Here is a 3010-nt window from a genome sequence, read left to right on the forward strand (position 1 = left end):
GCGGGGGGGGGGGTCTGCACCCCCGGGGCCCCCCACACCCCGCTCCCCCCCCCCCCCCCTACCGCGCGGGGGGGGGGGGGGGGCGCGCACACGGGGGGGGGGGGCGCCGGGTGGGGGGGCCCCGCCGCGGCCGCCCTGGGACGCGGCGAGCGCGTGCCGGACGCGATCCACGAAGCAGTCCGCGCCGCAGCGACATTCGTCGGCGACGGCGGCGCGTCCGCCGCCGCCGAACCGCCCGCGCGCGACCGGCGGCACGAATCCCCCGACGACCCGTTCGCGCTGGCCGAACGGGTGCGGCGGTCCGGCGGGCGGCTGGTCGCCACCGGCGGCTGCTTCGATCTGCTGCACCCGGGCCACATCTCGCTGCTGCGGCAGGCCCGGAGCCTGGGCGACGCGCTGGTCGTCTGCCTGAACTCCGACGAGTCGATCCGCGGCCGCAAGGGCGCCGATCGCCCGGTCGTCCCGGCGCACGACCGGGCGCGCGTGCTGCTCGAGCTGTCCTCCGTCGACGCCGTCGTCGTCTTCGACGAACCGACGCCGACCGGGCTGCTCGAGCGGTTGCGGCCGGACGTGTGGGTCAAGGGCGACGACTACGCCGACAGCGACCTGCCCGAGGCCGACACGGTGCATCGGCACGGCGGCGAGATCGTGCTGGTGCCCGTGCTGCCCGGCTACTCGACCACCCGGCTCGTCGCCGCGGCCCGCGCTACGGCGTAAACCTTTGCGGCACACCATAGCTCACCACGACGGAGAGGACTCGATCATGAGCACGACCACCGCGCTGGGCAACGTCCTGATCACCGGCGGCGCCTCCGGACTCGGCGCGGCCACCGTCGCCGCGGTCCGCCGGGAAGGCGGCACGCCACTCGTACTCGACCGGCAGCCGCCCGCGGCGGACGTCGCCTACGAGCAGGTAGATCTGGCCGACTCGGAAGCCGCCGAAAACGCCGTGCGCACGCTCGTCGACCGCGCCGGGGGCACCCTCGACGGCGTGTTCACCGCGGCCGGCATCGACAGCTGCGGCGGGCTGGACACCGTCTCGACCAAGGATTGGGAACGCGTCGTCCACGTCAACCTGCTCGGCACCGCCGCGGTGGCTCGCGCGGCCCTGCCGTACCTGCGCGCCTCGCGGGGGCGACTGGTCACCTGCGCGTCCACGCTGGGACTGAAGGCCGTCGGTGACGCCACGGCCTACTGCGCGTCCAAATTCGGCGTCGTCGGCTTCACCCGCGCGCTCGCCGCGGAGACCGCGGGCGAGGTCGGGGTGACGCTGCTCGTACCCGGCGGCATGCACACGGCGTTCTTCGACGATCGCGACGAGCAGTACAAGCCGCCGCCGGACGCCGTGCTGAACCGGCCGGAAAATGTCGCCGACACAGTGCTTTTCGCGCTGCGCCAACCCGCCGGTTGCGAGGTGCGGGAGCTGGTGGTGGCGGTCTCGACGGAGAGTTCGTGGCCGTGATCCTGGTGCTGCGGGCACTCGGTATCGGCGATCTGCTGACCGCCGTCCCGGCCCTGCGGGCATTGCGCCGGGCGCGGCCCGCCGAGCGGATCGTGCTCGCGGCGCCGGTCGAGCTGACCACGCTCGCGGAGCTGACCGGAGCGGTCGACGCCGTGCGTCCGACGGCCGGGCTCGGCGAGGAGTTACCGGCGCACCCCGACCTCGCGGTGAACCTGCACGGCCGGGGTCCGCAGAGCATCGGAACCCTGCTGCGCACCGGCCCGCACCGACTGCTGACCCACCGGCATCCCGCGTATCCCGAAGTGGACGGGCCGGAGTGGATCCAGGACATGCACGAGGTCGACCGCTGGTGCCGCCTGCTCGGGTACGCCGGTGTCGACGCCGACCCCGGCGACCTGTACCTGGACCCGCTCCCGTCGCGGCAGTGGCGCGGGGTCGCCGTCGTGCATCCCGGCGCGGGATCACCCGCCCGGCAGTGGCCGCCACAGCGGTTCGCCGCCATCGCCCTGCACCTGCGGCGCGCGGGCCTGCCGGTGGTGATCACCGGCTCGGCGGCCGAACGGGAGACCGCGGTGGCCGTCGCCGCCGCGGCGGGCGTGCCGCAGAGTCACGTGCTCGCCGGGAAACTGGACCTGGCCGACACGGCGTCACTGGTCGCCGCGGCGGCGCTGGTGGTCTGCGGCGACACCGGCATCGGCCATCTCGCGACCGCCGTGCGCACGCCGTCCGTACTGCTTTTCGGACCGACGCCGCCGCAGTGGTGGGGCCCGCCCGCGGGCTCGGCCCGGCACCGCGTGCTGTGGCCGGGAACCACCGGAGACCCCCTCGGCGACGCACCCGACCCGGGGCTGCTGCGCCTCACGGTGCCGGAGGTCGTCGCGGCCGTCGACGACCAAATCGCCTCGACCGCAATGGAGGTCGGCCATGTCGGATGAACGGATCGGTGTCGTCGGCACCGGCTACGTGGGCACCACCACCGCGGCGGGCCTGGCCCACCTCGGGTGGGCCGTGACCGCCGTCGACGTCGATGAACAGTGCGTCGCGCGACTGCGCAAGGGCCGCACCGACTTACACGAGCCCGATCTGGAACCGCTGCTGCGGCAAGGCATCCGGGCCGGGCGCATGTCCTTCGACCGGCGACTCGACCGGCTCGCGGACGCCGGTGTGGTCTTCGTGTGCGTGCCGACGCCCGCCACTCCCTCGGGCGCGGCCGACCTGAGCGCCGTGCACGAGGTGCTCGCGGGCCTGTTCGAGTTGCTGCGCCCGGGCTCGGTGATCGTGCTCAAATCCACTGTGCCCGTGGGCACCACCCGCGCGGCGGCCGAGGCGGCCGCGCGCTACGGCCGCCGGGTCGCGCGCAAAACCCGAATACTGCGGGTGAGCCCCGCGGGATAAGACGTACAGCATGCCCCCCCGAACGTCGTCGGGGCCGACCACCCCCCCCGGGCGCCGGTCCGGCGCGGCGGCGTGGCCCGCCGCGCGGGTGGTGCCCACGGGCACAGTGGATTTGAGCACGATCACCGAGCCCGGGCGCAGCAACTCGAACAG

4 protein-coding genes are annotated in these 3010 nt (G+C 74.8%); all 4 read left to right on the forward strand.

The features are described 5' to 3' along the window. A partial coding sequence (locus QH470_RS30805; protein ID WP_280275885.1) for an adenylyltransferase/cytidyltransferase family protein occupies positions 1-717 on the forward strand: 717 nt, incomplete at its 5' end. A gap of 46 nt (positions 718-763) precedes the next feature. Continuing rightward, positions 764-1462, forward strand: coding sequence for an SDR family oxidoreductase (locus QH470_RS30810; protein WP_280275886.1), 699 nt, complete (start codon positions 764-766; stop codon positions 1460-1462). Continuing rightward, complete coding sequence (locus QH470_RS30815; RefSeq protein ID WP_280275887.1) at positions 1453-2397, forward strand: glycosyltransferase family 9 protein; 945 nt, start codon at positions 1453-1455, stop codon at positions 2395-2397. Before QH470_RS30810 ends, QH470_RS30815 begins: the two co-directional genes overlap by 10 nt. Further along, positions 2387-2857 carry an NAD(P)-binding domain-containing protein gene (locus tag QH470_RS30820; protein ID WP_280275888.1) on the forward strand — a complete coding sequence of 157 codons (471 nt, stop codon included), beginning with the start codon at positions 2387-2389 and terminating at the stop codon, positions 2855-2857. Before QH470_RS30815 ends, QH470_RS30820 begins: the two co-directional genes overlap by 11 nt. Positions 2858-3010: the final 153 nt, after the last annotated feature.

Origin of the sequence: Nocardia wallacei, assembly GCF_029868745.1 — a bacterium.
GTDB classification, from domain to species: Bacteria; Actinomycetota; Actinomycetes; order Mycobacteriales; family Mycobacteriaceae; genus Nocardia; species Nocardia wallacei_B.